Annotated in this window: 16 protein-coding genes and 1 pseudogene; 8 read left to right on the top strand and 9 right to left on the bottom strand. The window is 73.5% G+C overall.

Annotated features, from left to right (window positions below; genetic code table 11):
• Nucleotides 1-16: 16 nt before the first annotated feature.
• Nucleotides 17-1243 carry a recombinase family protein gene (locus ABZ716_RS12620; protein ID WP_358958515.1) on the bottom strand — a complete coding sequence of 409 codons (1227 nt, stop codon included), beginning with the start codon at nucleotides 1241-1243 and terminating at the stop codon, nucleotides 17-19.
• 143 nt (nucleotides 1244-1386) lie between these two features.
• On the opposite strand from ABZ716_RS12620, the gene ABZ716_RS12615 reads away from it, so the two are divergent.
• A complete protein-coding gene (locus tag ABZ716_RS12615; RefSeq protein WP_358958513.1) occupies nucleotides 1387-4617 on the top strand; it encodes a tetratricopeptide repeat protein in 3231 nt (1076 codons plus the stop codon).
• A gap of 70 nt (nucleotides 4618-4687) precedes the next feature.
• On the opposite strand, the gene ABZ716_RS12610 is transcribed toward ABZ716_RS12615, so the two are convergent.
• Both ABZ716_RS12610 and mca read right to left on the bottom strand, forming a co-directional pair.
• Nucleotides 4688-4921 carry a hypothetical protein gene (locus ABZ716_RS12610; protein ID WP_351883207.1) on the bottom strand — a complete coding sequence of 78 codons (234 nt, stop codon included), beginning with the start codon at nucleotides 4919-4921 and terminating at the stop codon, nucleotides 4688-4690.
• A 2-nt stretch (nucleotides 4922-4923) separates the two neighbouring features.
• Nucleotides 4924-5805, bottom strand: coding sequence for a mycothiol conjugate amidase Mca (gene mca / locus ABZ716_RS12605; protein WP_358811165.1), 882 nt, complete (start codon nucleotides 5803-5805; stop codon nucleotides 4924-4926).
• Nucleotides 5806-5911: 106 nt separating this feature from the next.
• Here mca and ABZ716_RS12600 point away from each other — a divergent pair, with 106 nt between their 5' ends.
• The gene (locus ABZ716_RS12600) at nucleotides 5912-6319 is read left to right on the top strand and encodes a DUF4307 domain-containing protein (RefSeq protein ID WP_358811166.1); all 408 of its coding nucleotides are present in this window, start codon (nucleotides 5912-5914) and stop codon (nucleotides 6317-6319) included.
• Nucleotides 6320-6476: 157 nt separating this feature from the next.
• Nucleotides 6477-6977 (top strand): transcription elongation factor GreA, encoded by a 501-nt coding sequence (greA, locus tag ABZ716_RS12595; protein ID WP_351883212.1) that lies wholly within the window; start codon nucleotides 6477-6479, stop codon nucleotides 6975-6977.
• Between the two features lie 100 nt (nucleotides 6978-7077).
• On the opposite strand, the gene ABZ716_RS12590 is transcribed toward greA, so the two are convergent.
• The 3 genes and pseudogenes from ABZ716_RS12590 to ilvA all read right to left on the bottom strand — a co-directional run bounded on the left by ABZ716_RS12590 (nucleotide 7078) and on the right by ilvA (nucleotide 10303).
• Nucleotides 7078-7935, bottom strand: coding sequence for an ABC transporter permease (locus tag ABZ716_RS12590; RefSeq protein WP_358811167.1), 858 nt, complete (start codon nucleotides 7933-7935; stop codon nucleotides 7078-7080).
• Nucleotides 7932-8934: pseudogene (locus ABZ716_RS12585) on the bottom strand (ATP-binding cassette domain-containing protein). Before ABZ716_RS12585 ends, ABZ716_RS12590 begins: the two are co-directional and overlap by 4 nt.
• A 139-nt stretch (nucleotides 8935-9073) precedes the next feature.
• Complete coding sequence (gene ilvA / locus ABZ716_RS12580) at nucleotides 9074-10303, bottom strand: threonine ammonia-lyase (RefSeq protein WP_358811169.1); 1230 nt, start codon at nucleotides 10301-10303, stop codon at nucleotides 9074-9076.
• A gap of 192 nt (nucleotides 10304-10495) precedes the next feature.
• On the opposite strand from ilvA, the gene ABZ716_RS12575 reads away from it, so the two are divergent.
• The 3 genes from ABZ716_RS12575 to ABZ716_RS12565 are packed head-to-tail and all read left to right on the top strand — an operon-like array spanning nucleotide 10496 to nucleotide 11775.
• Nucleotides 10496-11017 carry a MarR family transcriptional regulator gene (locus ABZ716_RS12575; protein ID WP_358811170.1) on the top strand — a complete coding sequence of 174 codons (522 nt, stop codon included), beginning with the start codon at nucleotides 10496-10498 and terminating at the stop codon, nucleotides 11015-11017.
• Nucleotides 11018-11077: 60 nt separating this feature from the next.
• Entirely contained in the window at nucleotides 11078-11527 is a 450-nt protein-coding gene (locus ABZ716_RS12570; protein ID WP_358958510.1) for a sigma factor-like helix-turn-helix DNA-binding protein, read from the top strand.
• Entirely contained in the window at nucleotides 11524-11775 is a 252-nt protein-coding gene (locus ABZ716_RS12565) for a hypothetical protein (RefSeq protein WP_358811172.1), read from the top strand. The genes ABZ716_RS12570 and ABZ716_RS12565 overlap by 4 nt, the downstream gene beginning before the upstream one ends.
• A 29-nt stretch (nucleotides 11776-11804) precedes the next feature.
• Here ABZ716_RS12565 and ABZ716_RS12560 read toward each other — a convergent pair whose 3' ends face one another.
• Nucleotides 11805-12962: a cystathionine gamma-synthase gene (locus ABZ716_RS12560; RefSeq protein ID WP_358811173.1), complete on the bottom strand. Its 1158-nt coding sequence runs from the start codon at nucleotides 12960-12962 to the stop codon at nucleotides 11805-11807.
• Nucleotides 12963-13085: 123 nt separating this feature from the next.
• Between ABZ716_RS12560 and ABZ716_RS12555 the strand changes: the two genes are divergently transcribed.
• Together ABZ716_RS12555 and msrA are read left to right on the top strand one after the other, a co-directional pair.
• Nucleotides 13086-14192 carry a hypothetical protein gene (locus tag ABZ716_RS12555; RefSeq protein WP_358811174.1) on the top strand — a complete coding sequence of 369 codons (1107 nt, stop codon included), beginning with the start codon at nucleotides 13086-13088 and terminating at the stop codon, nucleotides 14190-14192.
• 68 nt (nucleotides 14193-14260) lie between these two features.
• Nucleotides 14261-14929 carry a peptide-methionine (S)-S-oxide reductase MsrA gene (gene msrA / locus ABZ716_RS12550; protein ID WP_358811175.1) on the top strand — a complete coding sequence of 223 codons (669 nt, stop codon included), beginning with the start codon at nucleotides 14261-14263 and terminating at the stop codon, nucleotides 14927-14929.
• An 18-nt stretch (nucleotides 14930-14947) separates the two neighbouring features.
• Here the strand turns inward: msrA and ABZ716_RS12545 are convergent, their stop codons facing one another.
• Both ABZ716_RS12545 and ABZ716_RS12540 read right to left on the bottom strand, forming a co-directional pair.
• Entirely contained in the window at nucleotides 14948-15625 is a 678-nt protein-coding gene (locus tag ABZ716_RS12545) for an ABC transporter ATP-binding protein (protein ID WP_358958508.1), read from the bottom strand.
• Between the two features lie 48 nt (nucleotides 15626-15673).
• Nucleotides 15674-17131: an ABC transporter permease gene (locus tag ABZ716_RS12540; RefSeq protein WP_358958506.1), complete on the bottom strand. Its 1458-nt coding sequence runs from the start codon at nucleotides 17129-17131 to the stop codon at nucleotides 15674-15676.
• Between the last annotated feature and the right edge of the window lie 49 nt (nucleotides 17132-17180).

Here is a 17180-nt window from a genome sequence, read left to right as displayed (position 1 = left end):
CTCGCGGACCGGGCCATCACGCCGCCGGTTCAGCCGGGGTGAAACGATCAGCCCATTTCCAGACGGGAACCACACGGGAGTGATCCCATGTAACGCAGCCTTTCTTCCCGGGTGTGATCACGAGGTGGGCGAAGACCGAGCCGATGACCCTTCGCTTCTCCTCGAAGCCCATGTCGCCCGACCGCCACCTCGCCCTCATGGACTCGGGAAGCCGGACCTTGGCCTTCCCGTCCGCGGGAAAGAGCAGCCTTTCGATGGCCTCCTCCACCAGAGGGCCGCTGATGGCACAGCGCCCGCAGCCGCGCCCAGCGGTGCAGACGTAGTTGTACGGGCTCTTGCGGCTCGCCGTCTTGCCCCCGCCCATCAGCTGGTCGCATCTACCGCCGCCTTCGGTCTCTGCTCCGCAGCGCAAGAATCCGCTCGCCAGATACTTGGGGCCGGCTTTACGGCTGGTCAGCCGCGGACTGAGCGGACCCCGGTGCATGTACAGGCTCCCGGCCGAGAACGTCGCGCAGACGGCCGCCCATTGCGCCGGGGGCACGATGGCCTCCCACGCCCCGACCAGCGGCCGGCCCGTATCCGGATCGATCAGCAACTCGCCGCGGTGGGCCCGGAACCCGCACACCCTCGGAGCTGTGATGATCTGCGTGACCGTCTGCGGGTTCGGCCGCCCTCCCCGCGTGCCGGTCATCCCCAGCGCGGCCCATTCGCGCGCCACCTGCCCCATGGAGCTCCCGGCGATCCGGTCCTCGATGGCCTTGCGGACCAGCTCCGACTCCACCGGGTGCAGGGTCTGCCGGTCCTCCTGCCACCCGAAGGGTCTCGGCCCGCTGTGCGGCTGTCCGTCCATGGCTCTGGACCAGTGCCAGTCCTGGACCCGGAGGCTGCGCATCCTCCCCTCGGCGACCGCGCCCTGGAGAGATTCGACGCCTTGCAGCAGACCTTGCTTGGTGTACGGGTCGCGCAGGCCGTCGCGGCCGACGTAGACGCGGTCGGGCTCCGAAGTCAGCGCCGCCATGAAGCGGATGAAGTCGTCCGGCCTCCGGTAGAGCCGGTCGTCCGCGACGGCGACGACCCCCCGGAGCGGTCCTGCGGTGAAGGCGTGGCCACGGTGCAAGTCGGCCAGCAACCGGTCGAAGCCCGGTCGCTGCCGGTCGTCCTTCGTCGCACTGCGCGCGTTGTCGGTATAGGTGGCCACGACATGTCTGCCGTAGTTCTGCCTGAGGCGCTGCCCCCACCACACAACCGGCTCCCGCGCGCATATATGCGCGGTGATGACCGTTGCGGCGTCAACTGGCTCTGATCTAGCTCAGATTGGGTCGCGTCCCGGGGGGCGGGGCGGGAGACTTGGCGGACGTTCGTGTGGCTCTGCCGAGGAGGACGCCCATGCGGGACAGCCATCGTGTCGAGGCCGAGCGGGTGCTGGAGCGGGTCGTCGGGGAGGCGGGGGGCGGGGGCGGGGACGAGGGGCTGCTCGCGCGGGGGCGGGAGGCGCTCGACGGGCTGGCCGGGGTGGCGGGTGAGGAGTACGCCGCCTACGTGGCGGCCCTGGACGAGGCCGCCGCCGGGGAGCAGTCGCTCGGGGAGGCGTTCCGGCGGGCCGGCGGCGGGACGGCCCTGCTGGTGACGGCCGTCGCCGCGGCGACCGCCGTCGGGGCGGACCTGGCCTTCGGCGTGGACGCCGGTACGGCGCTCGGCGCCGGCATCGTGGCCGGCGCGGCGGGGGCCGCCACGGCGGTGGCCCGGGTGGCGGCCGTGCACGTACCGGCCGCGAACCGGCGGGCCGGGGCGGCGGGGCGCCCGGGCGGGCCGGAGCAGTTGAGGCTGAAGTGGCTGACGGCGCTGGAGGTGCGCGGGATCCGGCCCTTCCTGGAGCAGGAGCGGGCCCTGGCCGCCGCGGCCCCGCCGCCGCCCGCCAAGGCTCAGGCGGCCCCGCCGCGCGGTCCCGTACGCGGCGACGGCCAGCCGGCGGTGCCGCCGCAGCTGCGCGGGGCGGACCGCAGCGCCGAGGCGCGGCGGCGGCGGATGCTGGAGCAGTCGTTCGGGCAGCTGCCGGACGCGGACGCCCTGTTCACCGGCCGGCGGGCGGAGCTGGCCCGGATCGCGCAGTGGGTACGGTCGGCGCGGGCCAGTACCGAGACGCGGCCGGTGGTGGTCGTGCTGCACGGGGAGCCGGGTGTGGGCCGTACGGCGCTGGCGCTGCGGGCGGCGCACAGCCTGCGGGACCAGTTCCGCGGGGCGTGCGTGGTGGACCTGCGGGGCGGGGCTCCGGCGGCGGGTGAGGCGCCGCTGTCGACGCGGGAGGCGCTGCTGCACCTGCTGAACCGGCTCGGCGCCCCGCGTGAGCAGCTGCTGTTCCGGGAGGGGGCTTCGGCCGAGCAGCAGGTGCGCCGGCTCGGGGAGCTGTACCACCAGCACCTCCAGGGGCTGCCGGTGACGGTGGTGCTGGACGACGCGGTGGACCCGGAGCAGGTGCGGGCCCTGGTGCCGGAGCGCTCCGAGAGCCTGGTGCTGGTCACGGCACGGGAGCCGCTGGAGCTGCCCGCGGACCTGGGGGCCTGGGTGCACCAGCTGCCGGTGGTGCGGCTGGCGGAGCCGGAGGCGGCCGAGGTGCTGCGGGCCGGGGCGCGGGCGGCGGGCGAGGCGGCGCCGGGGCCGGCGGCGGAGGCGGGGCTGCTGGAGCTGGCGGCGGGGCTGCCGCTGGCGCTGCGCGTGCTGGCTCCGCTGAAGGCGGCGCGGGCCTCGGACGGGGCCGGGGACGGGGCCGGCGCGCTGGAGCAGGCCCTGGAGCTGGCCTACGTACGCCTGCCCGAGGAGCGGCGCCGGCTGCTGCGCCGGCTGACCCTGGCCGGGCGGGCCTCGCTGGGCGCGGCGGCGGCCGCGGCGCTGGCGGACGCGGAGCGGGTGGAGGCCGGGCGGCTGCTGGGCGAGCTGGCGCGGGCCGGTCTGCTGGACCTCGTCCGAGGGGAGCGGTACCGGATGCACGACGCGGTGCGCGCGTACGCGGCGGCGCGGCTGGCGGCGGACGAGGACCGGGCGGAGGCGGCGGCGGCGCACGAGCGGCTGATCCGGGACTACGCGCGGCTGGCGGACGCGGTGATCCGGATGGTCGACGGGAAGATGTCGACGCGGGCGAACCGTTTCGGGGGTCACGGCTTCCCCTCGCTGGACGCGGCGCTGCGCTGGCTGGACGACGAGTCGAGCTTCATCACGGCGGCGCTGCGCCAGTCGGAGGGGGTGGACCAGCAGGCGGTGCTGGACCTGCTGGGGGCGCTGTGCGACTTCTGCCTGCTGCGCGGGGACCTCTACCGGCTGGGCGAGATCAACGAGCTGGCGCGGGCGGTGGACCGCGGGCGGCTGAACCGCTCGGTGCAGTGGCGTACGGGTATCGCGGCGCGTCAGCTCGGCGAGCTGGACAAGTCGCGGACGACGCTGACCTCGCTGGTGGACCAGTACAAGGAGGCCCGGCAGGAGGCGGGCGCGGCGATGGCGCTGCTGTCGCTGGGCATCACCTTGCACCACCAGGGCCATCTGCCGGAGGCGGCGGCCCGGATCCGCGAGGCGCTGGCGCTCCAGGAGCCGCGGGAGCTGGCGGGCGACCGGGCGTGGGCGCTGCACGCGCTGGGCGCGGTCGAGCGGGACCGGGGGCGGCTGGGGGAGGCGGTGGCGCTGCTGGAGCGGTCGCTGGCGCTGCACCGGGAGAGCGAGAGCGTGCACGGGGAGGCGTGGGCGCACTTCCAGCTGGGGCAGGTGTACCTGCGGGTGGGGGACGTGGCGCGGGCGGAGGAGGAGCTGCGGCTGGCGCTGGGCCTGTACGGGCGCACCCGCGACGACCGCGGTGAGGCGTGGGCGCTGACGCAGCTGGGGCGGGCCCGGGTGGTGGCCGGGGATCCGCAGGCCGCGCTGGAGCGGCTGCGGGACGCGCTGGCCCGGCACCGGCTGGCGGAGGACGTGCGCGGGGAGGCGTGGACGCTGTACTACCTGGGGCAGGCGCTGGAGGAGGAGGGCGGGCTGGACCGGGCGGTGCGGGAGCTGGAGCGGGCCCGGACGATGTTCTCGCGGATGCGGGACGTGTACGGGCTGGCGCACGCCCGCTACCACTCGGGCCGCGTGGCGCGTGACCTGCGGGCGGCGCAGACGGGCAACCTGCGCAACTCCGGGTTCGCCCGGCAGCTGCTGGTGGACGCCCGGGCCGACTTCCGCCGGATCGGGCTGGCCCACGGCGAGGGCTGGACCTGTGTGGAGCTGGCGGTGGTGGACGCGGGGAACGGGCGGGTGCCGCAGGCGCTGGCGCTGTGCGCGGAGGCGGCCGGTCTGTTCGCCTCGTACGGGGACCGGCGCGGGGAGGACTGGGCCCGTTTCCTGCGCTGCACGCTGCTGCCGTACGGGGGGACGGCGACGGGCACCGACGAGGCCCGGGCGGAGCTGGCCCGCCTGGCGGAGGGCGCGCACGGGCTGCGGGGGGACCGGCTGGAGGAGTGCGTGGAGGCGTACGGGGCGGTCCTGGCACGGGGTGTGGACCCGGCGGAGGGCTGGCAGGCGTGGCGCCTGGGCCTGGTCCCGGACCTCCGCGCCCGCGAGGTCATGGGCGTGGCCCTGCCGAGCGCCTCGGCGTAGTCGACCAGGCCGGAGCCCCCGTCCCGCCCTGACGAAGGCAGGACGGGACGGGGTCACCCGGTGTGCGGGGTCAGCCCTTGGGGGCCTCGGCGGCCGGGGCGGTGGCCGCGGCGGCCGGCTCCGGGGCCTCCTCGAAGTCCACCCGGTTCATGTGCTTGCTCATCGACTTCATCAGGCCCCACACCCCGAGGGCGAGGGCCGCGAACACGATGAACCCGAGAAGACCCGGGGTCACCTTGTTCTTGTCGAAGGTGTCGGCGGCCAGCGGAAGGAGCTGGGTGACTGCTGCCTGCATAGCGCTCATGGCTACGCATTCTCCCGGATGCCCGCGAAGAGGTCGGACTCGGGGAGGGAGGTTTCGACGAGCGACTTCGCCAGTTCGTACTCCTCCGTGGGCCAGACCTCCTTCTGGATCTCCATCGGGACGCGGAACCAGCCGCCGTCCGGGTCGATCTGCGTGGCGTGCGCGATGAGGGCCTTGTCACGGATCTCGAAGAAGTCCGCGCAGGGCACGTGCGTGGTCAGGGTCCGCTCCGTGCGCTCGAACTCCTTCCAGCGCTCCAGCCACTCCCCGTAGGGGGATTCCAGGCCGCGGGCGAGGAGCGCCTCGTGCAGCGCGATGGTGCGCGGCTTGTTGAAGCCCTGGTTGTAGTAGAGCTTCATCGGCTGGTAGGGGGCCCCGTACTCGGCCTCGGGGAACCGCTCGGTGTCGGCCGCGCCGTCGAAGGCCACCATCGTGATCTTGTGGGTCATGATGTGGTCGGGGTGCGGGTAGCCGCCGTTCTCGTCGTAGGTGGTGATGACCTGCGGCTGGAACGCGCGGATCTTCTTCACCAGCTCGCCGGCCGCCTCCTCCACGTCCGCGAGGGCGAAGCAGCCCTCGGGCAGCGGGGGCAGCGGGTCGCCCTCGGGCAGGCCGGAGTCCACGTAGCCGAGCCACTCCTGCTGGATGCCGAGGATCTCGCGGGCCTCGTCCATCTCCCGGGCGCGCACCTCGTGGATGTTCTCCTCGATGTACTTGTCGCCCTGGAGCTTGGGGTTCAGTACGGAGCCGCGCTCGCCGCCGGTGCAGGTCACCACCAGGACCGGCACTCCTTCGGACACGTACTTGGCCATGGTGGCCGCGCCCTTGCTCGACTCGTCGTCGGGGTGGGCGTGGACGGCCATCAGTCGAAGCTGCTCGGTCAAGACAGGATCCTCTGTGATTCGGCGCGACGGTCAACCTCTATATTGACCGAATCGGGGGACGGAAAATTCCTGGGTGCCTCACCCTCCCCAGCGAGAGGAATCGATCATGAGCGCGGTGCGCGAAGGGCTGCCGGAAGGCCGTTACGGCCGGTCCGCGGACGAGCGTGCGGACCGCAAGCTCAAGATCGTCGGATCCGTGCTCGGGGTCGGGCTGCTGGCCGTCGTCGGATGGATCGGCTGGGACTACGTCGGCGGGCAGAGCGTCAGCGCCGAGGTGATCAAGTTCCAGATCGTCTCCGACAGCGAGGTGAAGGTGCACCTGGAGGTCCGCAAGGACGCCTCCGTCACCGGCGTCTGCACCCTCGACTCCCAGGACGCGGGCCACGGCGAGGTCGGCCGCGCGGACTTCACCTTCCCGCAGAAGGCGACGCGGGTGGACGAGGTGGTCACGCTGAGGACCACGGGCCGCGCCACCATGGTCGAGCTGGTCGGCTGCCAGGCCGCCGCCCGCTGAGCGGACGTCCGGGCAAGATCACGGACGCGGGGCGCGGGGACGCAATGACACACTTCATACACATCGTGTCCTCCCCCTTTTCTTCCCGAATTGTTAGGCTCGTGGTTTCGCCCGCCGCTGGCGGCTTTGTAGTCCCCTGTACCGACGAGGAGCACCCGTGACCCAGACGAGCGAGAGCGTCACCTGGCTGACCCAGGCGGCGTACGACCAGCTGAAGGCCGAGCTGGACTACCTCTCTGGTCCCGCACGCACGGAGATCGCCATGAAGATCGCGGCTGCCCGCGAGGAGGGCGACCTGCGTGAGAACGGCGGCTACCACGCGGCCAAGGAGGAGCAGGGCAAGATGGAGCTCCGCGTCCGCCAGCTCACCCAGCTCCTGGAGAACGCGAAGGTCGGCACCGCCCCCACGACGGCCGAGGGCGAGGTGGCCCCGGGCATGCTCGTGACCATCGCGTTCGACGGCGATGAGGACGACACGCTGGAGTTCCTGCTGGCCTCCCGCGAGTACGCCTCGGACGAGTTCGAGACCTACTCCCCGCAGTCCCCGCTGGGCTCGGGCGTCATGGGCAAGAAGGTCGGCGAGGACGCCCAGTACGAGCTGCCGAACGGCAAGAAGGCCACCGTCAAGATCATGGCCGTCAAGCCCTTCAACGGCTGACCCGTCCCCTCACGAGGACGCGGGCGGTACGAGGACGTACGTGCGAGCCCCCGCCGGACCGGTTCCGGCGGGGGCTCGCGCATGCACGGCGCGGCGCGGCTCAGGCGGTGGCCGAGCGGTACTTGCGGACCGCGAGCGTGCGGAAGGCCACGATGATCAGCAGCGACCACAGCGCCGACGCGAGCACCGGGTGCTGCATCGGCCACGCCGACGGGACGGGGTAGCCCTCGGGCAGGTTGCCGAAGAGCTCGCGGGCCGCCTGGACGGTCGCGCTGAAGGGGTTCCACTCCGCGATGTGCCGCAGGAACTCCGGCATGTTCTCGGAGGGGACGAAGGCGTTCGAGATGAACGTCAGCGGGAACAGCCAGATCAGCCCGCCCGAGGTGGCCGCCTCCGGGGTGCGCACCGACAGTCCGATCAGGGCGCCGATCCAGGAGAAGGCGTAACCGAGCAGGAGCAGCAGGGCGAAGCCGGCGAGGACCTTGCCGAGGTTCTCGTGGGTGCGCCAGCCGACGATCAGGGCGACGGCCGCGAGCACGACGACGGTCAGCGCGGTCTGCACGAGGTCGGCGAGGGTGCGGCCGGTGAGGACCGCGCCGCGGGCCATGGGCAGGGAGCGGAACCGGTCGATGAGGCCCTTGTGCATGTCGTCCGCGATGCCGGCGCCCGCGCCGGCGGTGGCGAAGGTGACGGTCTGGGCGAAGATGCCGGCCATGAGGAACTCGCGGTAGGCGGCGGGCGAGGTGCTGCCGCCGACGGCGATCGAGCCGCCGAAGACGTAGCTGAACAGCACGACGAACATGACCGGCTGGACCACGCCGAAGACGATGACCTCGGGGATCCGGGACATGCGGATCAGGTTGCGGCGGGCGATGACCAGGGAGTCGCGGACTCCCCGGACGATGCCGCCGCGCGGGCGCGGGGCCGCGGGCCGCGTGCCGGAGAAGGTGGTGGTCACTTCGCCGCCCTCCCGCCGTCGCCGTGGTCGTCGTTCCCGGTCAGCTCGGCCGCGTGGCCGGTGAGGGAGATGAACACGTCGTCCAGGGTGGGGCGGCGCAGGCCGATGTCGTCGATCTCGATCCCCCTGAGGTCGAGCTCCCGGATCACCTCGGCGAGCAGCTTGGCGCCGCCCTGCACGGGGACGGTGAGCTTGCGGGTGTGTTCCTCGACGGTGGTCCCGCCGCGGCCGAAGCCGGCGAGTACGCCGCGGGCTTCGGCGATGTGCGCGCGGTCGTGGACGACGACCTCGACGCGCTCGCCGCCGGTACGGGCCTTGAGCTGGTCGGAGGTGCCGCGGGCGATGACCTTGCCGTGGTCGACCACGCAGATGTCGTGGGCGAGGCGGTCGGCCTCCTCCAGGTACTGGGTGGTGAGCAGGAGGGTGGTGCCGCCGGCGACGAGTTCCTCGATGACGTCCCACAGGGCCTGGCGGTTGCGCGGGTCGAGGCCGGTGGTGGGCTCGTCCATGAACATCACCGGCGGGCGGACGACGAGGGCGGCGGCGAGGTCGAGGCGTCTGCGCATCCCGCCGGAGTAGGTCTTGGCGGTGCGGTCGGCGGCCGGTGCGGTCGGCGGCCTCCGCGAGGTCGAAGCGCTCCAGGAGCTCGGCGGCCCGGGCCTTGGCAGCGCGGCCGCTCATCTGGTAGAGCTGGCCGACCATCCGGAGGTTCTCGCGGCCGGTGAGGTACTCGTCCACGGCGGCGAACTGGCCGGAGAGACCTATGGAGCGGCGGACGTCGTCGGGGTGCTTGAGGACGTCGATCCCCGCGACGACGGCCCGGCCGCTGTCGGGCTGGAGGAGGGTGGTCAGGACGCGCACGGCCGTGGTCTTGCCCGCGCCGTTCGGGCCCAGCAGGCCCAGCACGGTCCCCTCGGGCACGTCGAGGTCCACGCCGTCCAGTGCCCGTAACGTGCCGAAGGTCTTGACCAGGGCTTCGGCGTAGATGGCGCCTGGCATACGGATTCTCCCAACGATCAGTCATATCGACGATCAGTCGCATCGGGGCGTTCACCGGCAAAATCCCAGGGCGCCGGGCAGGACCCACCCGACGCGCGACGTCACTGTATCGCGTCATATCGCGTTGCGCTACGGATGCTCAGCCCGTCACCCGGTACCCCGCGCCGTGCAGCGTGCGGGCGACCTCCCGGCAGTGCTCCGGCCCCTTGGTCTCCAGGTGCAGCTCCACCTCCACCTCCGTGAGCCCCAGGCGCGGGTCGGTCCGTACATGGCTGACGTCCAGCACGTTCGCGTCCACCGTCGACAGCACCCCCAGCAGCCCCGCCAGCGCCCCCGGCGCGTCCGCCACCCGCACCCGCAGCGACAGGTAGCGTCCCGCCGCCGCCATACCGTGCCGCAGGATCCGCTGGAGCAGCAGCGGATCGACGTTGCCGCCGGACAGGACCGCCACCACCGGCCCGCCCCCGTACCGCCCGGGCTCGCTCAGCAGCGCCGCCACCGGGGCGCAGCCGGCGGGCTCGACCACCAGCTTGGCGCGCTCCAGGCACAGCAGCAGGGCGCTGGACAGGGCGTCCTCCGAGACCGTCGTCACGTCGTCCAGCAGTTCCCCGATGATCGCGAAGGGGACGTCGCCGGGGCGGCCGACCTTGATGCCGTCGGCCATGGTGACGGGCTGGTCGACGGACACCGGGTGCCCGGCCTGGAGGGAGGGCGGGTACGCGGCCGCGCCCGCCGCCTGCACGCCGATCAGCCGCACGTCGGGCCGCAGCGCCTTGACCGCGACGGCGATGCCGGCGGCGAGGCCGCCGCCGCCGACCCCGACGAGGATCGTGCGCACCTCGGGGCACTGCTCCAGGATCTCCAGTCCGACGGTGCCCTGGCCGGCGATGATGTCGCGGTGGTCGAAGGGGTGGATGAACACCGCTCCCGTGCGGTCCGCGTACTCCTGGGCGGCGGCGAGGCTCTCGTCGACGACGTGGCCCTCCAGGCGGACCTCCGCCCCGTACTCCCGGGTGGCGGCCACCTTGGGCAGCGGGGCGCCGACCGGCATGAACACGGTGGAGCGGACCCCGAGCAGGGAGGAGGCCAGCGCCACGCCCTGGGCGTGGTTGCCGGCGCTGGCGGCGACGACCCCGGCGGCGCGCTGTTCGGGGCGCAGGCCCGCGATGCGCACGTACGCGCCGCGCAGCTTGAAGGAGCCGGTGCGCTGGAGGTTCTCGCACTTGAAGTGGACAGGGGCGCCGACGAGGGAGGAGAGGTGGCGGCTGCCTTCCATCGGGGTCATCCGGGACACTCCGGACAGCATCTTCTGCGCTCCCCGGACGTCGTCGAGGATCACCTGGGGGACGGGCTGCACGCGGTAGTTCATGCCGCCAGTCTCGCAGCCCGTGCGAGTCCGGGGCGGGCCCGCGCGGGGGGCGATATCTCGCCATGCGGAACGGCCCGGGGGCGGCCGCGCGGACGGGGCGTATCAGTTGTCAAACGCGGGGTACGAGCCGCCGCAGGTCCGCGTACTCTGTCCCCCATCCTTGTCGGCCCCACGCGAAGAGAGCCCACGGCCATGCCCTCCATCCCGGCCAGTTCCGACCTGCCCACGGCGGCCGAAGCGCCCGCCGGAGCCGGACTCCTCGACGCGCTCCAGCACCAGGTGGCCGTCTTCGCGCGCCGCGCCGAGCAGACCCGCCTCGGCGGGGTCGGCCAGGCCCGCAACTCCATGGACCGGGCGGCGTACCTGCTGCTCAACCGGCTCGACCTCGAAGGGCCGATGGGCGTCAAGGCGCTCGCGGCCGGCATGGGCATCGACTCCTCCACCGTCACCCGGCAGGTGGCCCCGCTGGTCGACGGCGGACTGGTCAAGCGCACCTCGCACCCCGAGGACGGCCGGGCCGTGGTCCTCGCGCTGTCCCCGCGCGGGCTGGCCCGGCTGGAGGAGGTCCGCTCCTCGCGGCGCGAGCTGATGGCCCGGGTGACGGAGGGCTGGGCGGAGGAGGAGCGCGAGGTGTTCACGCGGCTGCTGACCCGCTTCAACGGCTCCCTGTCGGAGCTGATGTCCGCCACCTCCGAGGGCGGCCCCGCCTCCTGAGGCGGTGCGGGATCCCGTCGCGTCGCACCCCTTGACCGGGGTGGTGGCCCCGGCCGCACCATGGGGGCTGTGGACCGGCGGGCGGGGCGGGACCCGGAGTTCGAGGCGTTCGTCGCGGGTGCGGCGGGGCGGCTGCTGCATGTCGCGGTCCTGCTGACGGCCGAGCCCCCGGCCCGGGCGTACGCCGCCCACCGCATCCTCGCGGGCGCGCTGGCCCGTACGTACGCGTACTGGGAGCGGCTGCGCGGGGACGACCCGTACGACCACACCCGCCAGGAGCTCTGCGCCGCGTACGCGCGCACCGCCCGGCGGCTGCCGCCCGGCAGCGGGCCGCTGGCACCGCTGGGCCCGGCGGAGCGGCTGGTGCTGGTGCTGCGGGTCTACGAGGGGGTCGCCGAGGAGGTCACGGCCGCGCAGCTGGGGCTGGCGCCGGAGCGGGTCGAGGCCCTGCGCAACCGGGCGGTGGCCGCCCTGCGCGAGGGGGCGCGGTCGGCGGCGGGGGCGGCATGAGCCCGTACGACCGTAAGGAAGCGCAGGTCAGGCGGTTGCTGGAGGGCCCGCATCCGGCGGTGCCGGCCGGTCTGGCCTCGGCCGCCGCGGCGCGGGGCCGGCGGCTGCTGCGCCGGCGCCGGGCGCTGCGCCGTCTCGGCTGGGCGGTGCTGTGGGCGGCGGCGGTGGCCTTCGCGGTGTGGGCGGCGCTGACGCACCCGTGGGCGACGCCGCCCAGCCACGTCTCGCCGCCCCTGGAAGGCTGGTAGGCCCTCCGGGGGCGGCGGGTGACGGGGTCTTAGCCGAGGGCCTGGGTGAGGTCCGCGACGAGGTCGTCGGCGTTCTCGATGCCGACGGACAGACGGATCAGGTCCGCGGGGACCTCCAGGGCCGAGCCGGCCACCGAGGCGTGGGTCATGCGGCCCGGGTGCTCGATGAGGGACTCGACGCCGCCGAGGGACTCGGCCAGGGTGAAGATCCGGGTGCGGCCGCAGACCGCCACGGCCTCCTCCTCGCCGCCGGCGACCTGGAAGGAGACCATGCCGCCGAAGTTGCGCATCTGCTTGGCGGCGACCTCGTGCCCGGGGTGCTCGGGCAGGCCCGGGTAGAGGACCTTGGTGACCTTCGGGTGGCGCTGGAGCACCTCCACGATCTTCGCCGCGTTCTCGGCGTGCCGGTCCATGCGCACGGCCAGGGTCTTGATCCCGCGCAGCACGACCCAGGAGTCGAACGGCCCGGCGACCGCGCCCATGGCGTTCTGGTGGTAGGCGAGCTCCTCGCCGAGGGCCTCGTCCGCGGTGACCAGGGCGCCGCCGACGACGTCGGAGTGGCCGCCCATGTACTTCGTCAGCGAGTGCACGACGACGTCGGCGCCGAGCGCGAGGGGCTGCTGGAGGTAGGGGGAGGCGAAGGTGTTGTCGACGACCAGCTTGGCGCCGGCGCTACGGGCGATGTCCGCGATCATCGCGATGTCGGTGATGCCCAGCAGCGGGTTGGAGGGGGTCTCGACCCAGATGACCTTGGTCTTCGGGGTGAGGGCGGCGCGCACCGACTCGGCGTCGGAGGTGTCGGCGACCGACCACTCCACGCCCCAGCGCGAGACGACCTTGGCGAAGAGGCGGAAGGTGCCGCCGTAGGCGTCGTTGGGGATGACCACGTGGTCGCCCGGCGCGAGCAGCGTGCGCAGCAGGCAGTCCTCGGCGGCGAGCCCGGACGCGAAGGCGAGGCCGCGCCGGCCGCCCTCCAGCGCGGCGAGGTTCTCCTCCAGCGCGGTGCGGGTGGGGTTGGCGCTGCGGCTGTACTCGTAGCCGCCGCGCAGGCCGCCCACACCGTCCTGCTTGTAGGTGGACACCTGGTAGATCGGCGGTACGACCGCACCGGTCTGCGGGTCCGCCGTGTTGCCCGCGTGGATCGCGCGGGTCTCGAAGCTCTGGTGCTCGTGGCTGTCGTCGCTCATGGGGCAGATGCTATGCCCCGCGCGGGAATCGTTCCTCTCCTGGCCTGGAGCGGCACTGACCTGCCCGGCGGCGGGGACTGCCGCATTCGCGTTCGGGCCGCCGGGTCTGGTTCGCTGGGAGACATGCAGATGATCTGGGTCCTGATGATGCTGGCCCTCGCCGGTTTCATGATCTATCGGTTCGTACAGGCGCGGCGGGGCGGCCTGCGCGTGGTCCAGCCCGGCAGCCCCGACGCCGCCGACCCCGCGGACTACGGGTTCGTACGGCAGGAGCAGCTCGACGTCCGGGTACCCGGGCCCGACCAGGACCTGATGGACGCTCTGGAGAACGTCCAGCGCGGCGGCGGGTGGCGGGCCGCCTCCGCCCTGCTCGCCGGGACCCCGAAGGAGGGCGAGCAGCGCTGGCAGCGGGTGCAGGCGTTCGGCGGGGCGGCGGCGCTGGACCTCGTACAGCGCCCCGGGGTCGGCGCGCCGTGGCTGAAGGCGTGGCGGCTGGAGGCGGAGAAGGACGCGGGCGGCGCCCAGGTGCACGCGGAGCTGCTGGTCCAGCAGGCGTGGCGGTCCTCCGGCGGGGTGGGGTCACAGGACCACCGGATCATCCTGGAGGAGGCCCGGGACGCCTGCCGCAAGGCGGCGCTGCTGGCGCCCGGCGACCCGGTGCCGTTCATCACGGAGCTGGCGGTCGCGCGCGGACTGGGCTACTCGGAGGCGGAGTTCGACGCCCTGTGGGCCAAGGTCATCGACGTGGCGCCCGCGCACATGGGGGCGCATCTCGCGGCCCTGCTCTACTGGTGCGAGAAGTGGCACGGCTCGCGGGAGAAGGCCGCCGCCTTCGCCGAGGCCGCGGCGGCCCGGTCCCCGCGGGGCTCGCTGCTGGCGGCGCTGCCGCTGTTCGCGGTGTACGAGAACCTGCCCGACCAGGTCCTGGTGAGCGACTTCGGGCGGACTGCGGTCGTCTCGCGGGCGGTGGAGGGCGCGCTGTTCGCGGTGCACCAGGCCCGGGCGGACGACCCGATGCTGGCGCACGTGCGGCACCTGCTGCTGTGGTTCCTGGTGCGGACGGAGCGCTGGGCGGAGGCGATGGAGCAGGTGCGGCACGTGGACGGCTACGTGGGCGCGCTGCCGTGGTCGGCCTGCGAGGACCCGGCGCACGCGTACGCGGTGGTCCGGGCCCTGGCGGTGGCGGGGTACGAGGCGAACGGCGGCTCCCCGGCGACGCTGCCGCATTGATCGCGGGGCCGGAACCGGGCGGGAATCACCGGCGGTTCCCGTCCGTTACCCCTCCACAAGGAGGATCCATGTTCTCGTACCGCCGCACGCCCGAGCTGCCCACCCGCGAGGAGGCCCTCAAGGGCCGCTCCGAGCCGCAGTTCTCCCTGCCCGAGCGCCACACCGTCCTCGGCAACCCGCTGGCCGGGCCCTACCCCGCCCATCTGGAGGTGGCCGACTTCGCCCTGGGCTGCTTCTGGGGCGCCGAGCGCAAGTTCTGGCAGACCCCCGGGGTGTGGACGACCCTGGCCGGCTACCAGGGCGGCTTCACGGAGAACCCGTCGTACGAGGAGGTCTGCTCGGGCATGACGGGCCACACGGAGGCGGTCCGCGTGGTCTTCGACCCCGCCGTCGTCTCCTACGAAGCCCTCCTGAAGCTGTTCTGGGAGTCCCACGACCCCACCCAGGGCTTCCGCCAGGGCAACGACGTGGGCACCCAGTACCGCTCGGCGCTCTACACTCACTCCCCCGCCCAGCAGCAGACCGCCGAAGCCTCCCGGGACGCCTACCAGCAGGTCCTGACCTCCTCGGGGTACGGCACGATCACCACCACCGTCCTGCCGGCCGCCCCCCGCCCCTTCTGGCCGGCGGAGCCGTACCACCAGCAGTACCTCGACAAGAACCCCGGCGGCTACTGCGGCATCGGCGGCACCGGCGTCTCGTGCCCCATCGGCGTGGCCGAGGCCCCCGGGGCGTGAGCGGCGGCGCTCACGGGGTCAGGGGTTCTCCGTGAGCGTCAGCCGGCCGCGGCTGATCGTGGCCAGGCGGGGGGCCCGCTTGGCGAGGGTGCTGTCGTGGGTGACCAGGACGAAGGTCAGGCCGTGGTCCTTCCACAGGCCCTCCAGCAGGTCCATGACCTCGTCGCGGGTGGACTCGTCGAGGTTGCCGGTCGGCTCGTCCGCCAGGAGCACCTTCGGCTTCTTGACCAGCGCGCGGGCTATCGCCACCCGCTGCTGCTGCCCGCCCGACATCTCCGCGGGCAGGTGGCCCATGCGCTCGCCGAGCCCGACGGACTCCAGCGCCTCGGCGGCCCGGGTGCGCCGCTCGGCCGCCTTCAGGCCGAGGGGGACCAGGGCCGTCTCGACGTTCTCCTGGGCGGTGAGCGTCGGGATGAGGTTGAAGGACTGGAAGACGAAGCCGATGCTCTGGGCGCGGACCTCGGTCAGGCGGGCCTCGGAGACCGCGCCGAGGTCCACCCCGTCGAGGACGACCTGGCCGGAGGTCGGCCGGTCGAGTCCGCCGAGCATCTGCAGGAGGGTGGACTTGCCGCCGCCGGTGGGGCCCTGGATGACGAGCCGGCCGCCGTCCTCGATGGTCAGGTCGACGCCGGCGAGGGCGTCCACGGTCTGCTTGCCGCGCTGGTAGCGCTTGGTGACTGCGGTGAGCTGGTACATCTCGTTCCCTCGGGTGGTGGTGGGTGCGTACGGGCGGACGTGCGCGGGTTACTCGACGCGGCGCAGGGCGTCCGCCGGCCGGAGCCGGGAGGCGCGCCAGCCGCCGAAGCCGCCCGCGACGAGCCCGCCGGCGACGGCCAGGGCCACGGCGAGGCCGATGGTGGAGAGGGAGACGGGTGCGGTCAGGGCCACGTCCACGGCCTTGGCGGCGGCGTGCCGGGCGCCCTGCCCGAACATCCGGCCTCCGCCGCCCGCGCCCCGGCCCCCGCCGCCCCCGCCGAGGTGCGCGGTGAGGCTGGGGCTGGCGGCGGTGATGGCGTAGGCGGCGGCGAGTCCGATCCCGATCCCGAGGGCGCCGCCGATCAGGCCGTTGACCAGGGCCTCTCCGACGACCTGGCGGGTGACGCGGCTGCTCTTCCAGCCGAGGGCCTTCAGGGTGCCGAACTCGCGGACGCGGCGGGAGACGGCGGAGGAGGTGAGCAGCCCGGCGACGAGGAAGGCGGCGGCGAGGACGGTGTAGGAGAGCCAGGCGCCGACGGTGGAGGCGAGGGAGGAGGCCGTCGACAGCGAGCCGGAGACGGTGTCGGCGAGGTCGGCGGAGGTGGTGACGGTGGTGTCGGGGACGTTCTTCTGGATGGCCTGCTTGACGGAGCCGATCGCCTGGGAGTCCGCCGCCTGGACGTAGACCGTGGTGATCTTGTCCGGGGTGCCGGCGAGGGCCTGGGCCTGCTTGAGCGGGACGTAGACGTTGGCGGCGGCGTCGCCGCTGTCGGCGGTGGCGATGCCGACGACCTTGAACACGGTCTTCCTGACGGTGATCTCGGCGCCCACGGCGAGCTTGTTCTTCTGTGCGTAGGCGCTGTCGAGGACCGCGACGGCGGCGTCGCTCTCGCCGGTCTGGAAGCCGCGGCCGGAGCTGATCTTCGAGGTGGTCAGCGGGCCCATCGCGGGCTGCGCGACATCGGTCCCGTACACGGAGTAGGAGTTGACGTCGAAGTCGGCGCCGCCGCCCTGCACGCCGTCCCCGGCACCGCCGGACCCCCGGCCCCCGCCCTGGCCGCCCTGGCCGCGGCGGAGCTCTCCGCGCTTGAACTGCCCGTTGACCTTGACGACCTGGAGGCTGAGCCCGCCGACGGCCTTGGCCACGCCCTGCTGTCCGGCGACCCGGGTGACGGTGACGGCGTCGAGGGTCTCGAAGCCCTGCGGGACCACCATGTCGCCGCTCTGCTCGCCGTCACCGCCTTCGCCCTCGCCCCGGGCGTCGAAACGGAACCGCGGCCGGGTGCCGTTCGCCCCCTCCTGCGGGGGCTTCTGGGCCTTGGTGACGGTCATGTCGGTGCCCAGCCCGTACAGGGACTGGAGGACCTTGTCCTGCGCCGCGCTCATGCCGGCGGAGACGGAGGTGACGACGATGACCAGGGCGATGCCGAGGGCGAGCCCCGAGGCGACGACGAGCGCGGCCTTCCGGCGTCGGCGCAGTTCGCGCCGGAGGTAGGTGAAGAACATGCGGGCGAAGCTACGAAGCACCCGTGATGGCCGGATAAGCCTGGCGTGA

Source organism: Streptomyces sp. NPDC006687 (assembly GCF_040636215.1).
In the GTDB taxonomy this organism is placed as follows: domain Bacteria; phylum Actinomycetota; class Actinomycetes; order Streptomycetales; family Streptomycetaceae; genus Streptomyces.
This window is presented reverse-complemented; position numbering and strand designations above follow the sequence as displayed.